The 3,352-nt window shown below is 48.0% G+C and carries 2 protein-coding genes and 1 pseudogene; 1 reads left to right on the plus strand and 2 read right to left on the minus strand.

The genetic code is table 11. The features are described 5' to 3' along the window. Window positions 1-19: 19 nt before the first annotated feature. Window positions 20-1,651, minus strand: a complete 1,632-nt coding sequence (locus H6S82_RS25165; RefSeq protein ID WP_190466849.1) for an NCS2 family permease — start codon at window positions 1,649-1,651, stop codon at window positions 20-22. 229 nt (window positions 1,652-1,880) lie between these two features. Here H6S82_RS25165 and H6S82_RS25170 point away from each other — a divergent pair, with 229 nt between their 5' ends. Further along, window positions 1,881-2,396 carry a hypothetical protein gene (locus H6S82_RS25170; protein ID WP_190466852.1) on the plus strand — a complete coding sequence of 172 codons (516 nt, stop codon included), beginning with the start codon at window positions 1,881-1,883 and terminating at the stop codon, window positions 2,394-2,396. A gap of 172 nt (window positions 2,397-2,568) precedes the next feature. Here H6S82_RS25170 and H6S82_RS25175 read toward each other — a convergent pair. Beyond that, window positions 2,569-3,352 (minus strand): annotated as a pseudogene (locus tag H6S82_RS25175) (AarF/ABC1/UbiB kinase family protein); the annotation flags it as partial.

Genomic DNA, 3,352 nt, shown 5'->3' on the forward strand with positions numbered 1-3,352 from the left:
ATTTCTGAATGCGACTACACTATGGGTTGGGCGTTTTATCATCGCCATCTTCATCAACCATAGATTGCCTTTCGTTTCGCGAATTTCGCTCTTGCCATGCTGCATAGAAAAACAAAATCGCCAGCAAAATATAACCTACTGCCCAAGAACTTCCCGCACCCCAACCCAATTTAATTACTGTATCGGCAACTGTCCAATTGTAAGCGTGCATTAATCCTACCCAGGAAAGTAAGGCTGCACCTAATGACCAAAATGCTGCTTGACGAAATTGCCGTTCTATGATGTAGACAGTAATGGCTGATAGAATCATTGCCGAAAAAATGAAACCCTGTTCGAGGGCAAAAGTTCCATCAATGTAAGTATCGCTAAGTTTAAATAGAGGTACTAAATCGGCAGTAAATGGTTTTTCTGGCGTACCCAAACCAGCGGCGCGGAGGGAATTTTTAGCTATCAGTGCTGCCCAACCCGCGATCGCAGGCAACAATCCTACCACAACCGCAGGCGCATGATGAATTGGCGTTGCTTCAAAGCTCTGTGCAACAATCACAATACCGATCCAAAGAACGATCGCCATTCCCGCTTCAATGGGTACAAAATAAGCTAATAGCGCCACAGTACCGCTCAAGCACAGCAAACCCATCACTACGCCATTGAGAACGGAATAACCAATCCTTGCCCCCATCGCTTTCCAGCCCGGATGACCGATATAAATAGTAGTGGGGAAACAAGAACCGCAGATAGCCGCTACAATTGTGCCTATCCCATTCGCAGCAAGGCAAGGTGCCGCCGGGTAAGTATCTCCCGCCGCTTCCGCACTTTCCAAATTTTGAATGCTACCGATGAGGTTAAACAATCCCATCGGGAGGATAATGCTGACATATTCCAGCAATACCCCCCGTGCTTGCCACAAATCACCTAAAAAGAAACCGGGTAAGTAAACACCTATAGGTTTTACAGCATCGGCAAAACGGGCGCTATCCCAACTCATCAATCCCGTTCCCCAAGCTAGCGCAATTCCCAGCAACACTGCTAACAAACCACCCGGAATACCGAATTTGACTCGCCCGAAATAAGTGAGGAGTATTACGCCTAATGGCACTAAACCTACAACTGGGTTGGCAAAAGTACGGAATAAAAAGCCGATCGCAATAAAAGTGAGCGCAATACCGCCTAAAGTAGAGAGGAGAGCAGCACGGGGAGCCATACGCCGGAGAGTATTGCCAATCCAAGCACCGCCGAATTCGATCGCACCACTGCCCAAACAAGCCACCAAACCTGCTTGCCAAGCTAATTCCGCCGCTTGTTCTGGGGGGATACCGTTAGCGATCGCACCCAACTTCACCGGTAACATTACCAAGAAAACATAAGCAAACAGACTCACTGTATTGATACCATAAGGCAAAGCCGTGATATCCTCTCTTTGCTGCTGTTGGCCTTGCTTGTAGGCCAGCCAACTGTAATAAAAATTACCAACTATTAAACTCAGTGCTACTCCCGGTAGGATGCGTCCGTAAATCATGGCAGCGGGGAAGCCCAGTACCCCTCCACAGAGATTTACAATCAGTAGAATTTGAATAAAATTGTCAAGTGCTAATCCAAAGAATCCGTCTATATCTCGGCGAACTAGCCAGCGTGGGGATGTGGTTTCCATATATCGCTCATTTTCCCCAGCCTCCCATCCTCAAATACCTTAGTATTGCTTTGTCTGGGCTCTGGCGTTTTCAATTGCTTTGGGGTTTAAATAGTTTTCGCCAGGTTGTCCATTAGCGTACTATACTGCACCTTTAGGTGCAACCCGTTCTCCCATACTTAAGGGTGCTAGGTTTTCATGGGGGGAGTTGTATATAAAATTGGACGTGAAGTAGTAAACAATAAAGGCAATGCTACATTTAGCCCAGGTGCAAAAGCAAGGATTGTCAGGCGAGCCCAAGCTGCGATTGATAGCTCGCCAAGAATCTGCATATACTTGGGCATTAATAAGCGAGATTGACGAGATTTCAGCTACAGAGACGGATTGCAGTAATGATGGCTCCCTGGTTTTAGTCGATATTTCCCCAACGCGGCAGATTTTGAGCGTTCAAAGTGCAAAGGACTGGGTGCTGGATTTGGTGAAAAACTATCTCAGCAGTGGTATTACCCCAGCTTTCTTGCGGCAGGAAAAGGAACGGGTAGAAGAAGGGCTGCAATCCCTCACTATAGAGAAGCAAGATTTGGCCCGCCGTTCCGTGGAACTAGAAGCCCGTAGGGAAGAAATTCAACAGTTGGAGATCAAGCTGCAAAAACAGATTCAAGTCTTAGAAGCCGAAAAACAGGAAATTCTGACCCGCTTTAACTCCGAACTCGAAGCTTGTCAGAATAAGATTCAAGAGTTAGAAGCCAAGCTGAAAAATTCTTAGCGCGTCGGGGTTAGGGGTTAGGGGTTAGGGGCTAGGAGGTAGGGCGTCGGGCGTCGGGCGTCGGGCGTCGGGAAGAGGGAAGAGGGAAAAGGGAAAAGGGAAAAAGGAAAAGCGGAAAAGGGAAAATATTAATTCTTCCGCTCCCCCACTCCCCCACTCCCCCACTCTTTCCCTAGCCCCTAGTTCCTCCCGGCAGTGCCAATCGAGGGTTAGACTTGTGGCCGTTCTGCTGAGATCGATCGCCTTCTTCCGCGACTAAAATTTCCCGGATCAGCCGCGCCGCCGCACGTTGGGCTAAACCGCTCGCCACTTGCTGACCCATCTGTTGCGTTTCTGGCTTCACCAACAGTTTGGGAATCAGGGGTAGCAACTGCTGAGCGTCAAAGCCAGGAGTTTCTTGCAGAATTTGCCAAATCCGTTTTATATGCTCTAAGCTACTGGGCGTATCATTAGCGATCGGCTTCTCGTTTACCGCTAAGCCAACCCGTTCGCGAACAGCATAGGTAAAGTTTTGCAAAGCATTGCGCGTCAGCGCATCTAAACTATTGACAATTTCATCAGCGAGATTTTTGCGGATGAACTCACCCCGTTCCGAAAACAGAAAGTCCACCGTTTGATTCAACACCTGGTTGATATCGTAATCTTGAGAAATCCGCGCATTCCGCAGCAAATTTTCCAAACGATTCCAGCGAAACTTGCCATCTTTAAACAGCAGATCCCGCAGCGAAGTGCGTAATTCCGATGCCGGATCGGTCAGCAGACGTTTGGCAACGTAGGGATAAGCTTTGCTGAGAACCTTAAACTCAGGATCGATATAAATCGCAATCCCTTCCAAAGTAACCAGAGAACGAATGATTAAAGCGTAGTAAGCGGGTACGCGGAACGGATACTCGTACATCAACGCCGAGAGCTGATCGGTAATGCTCTTAAAATTCAGTTCGGCCACACTTGCTCCC

It is taken from the genome of Planktothrix sp. FACHB-1355 (genome assembly GCF_014748295.1).
GTDB classification, from domain to species: domain Bacteria; phylum Cyanobacteriota; class Cyanobacteriia; order Cyanobacteriales; family Aerosakkonemataceae; genus Aerosakkonema; species Aerosakkonema funiforme_A.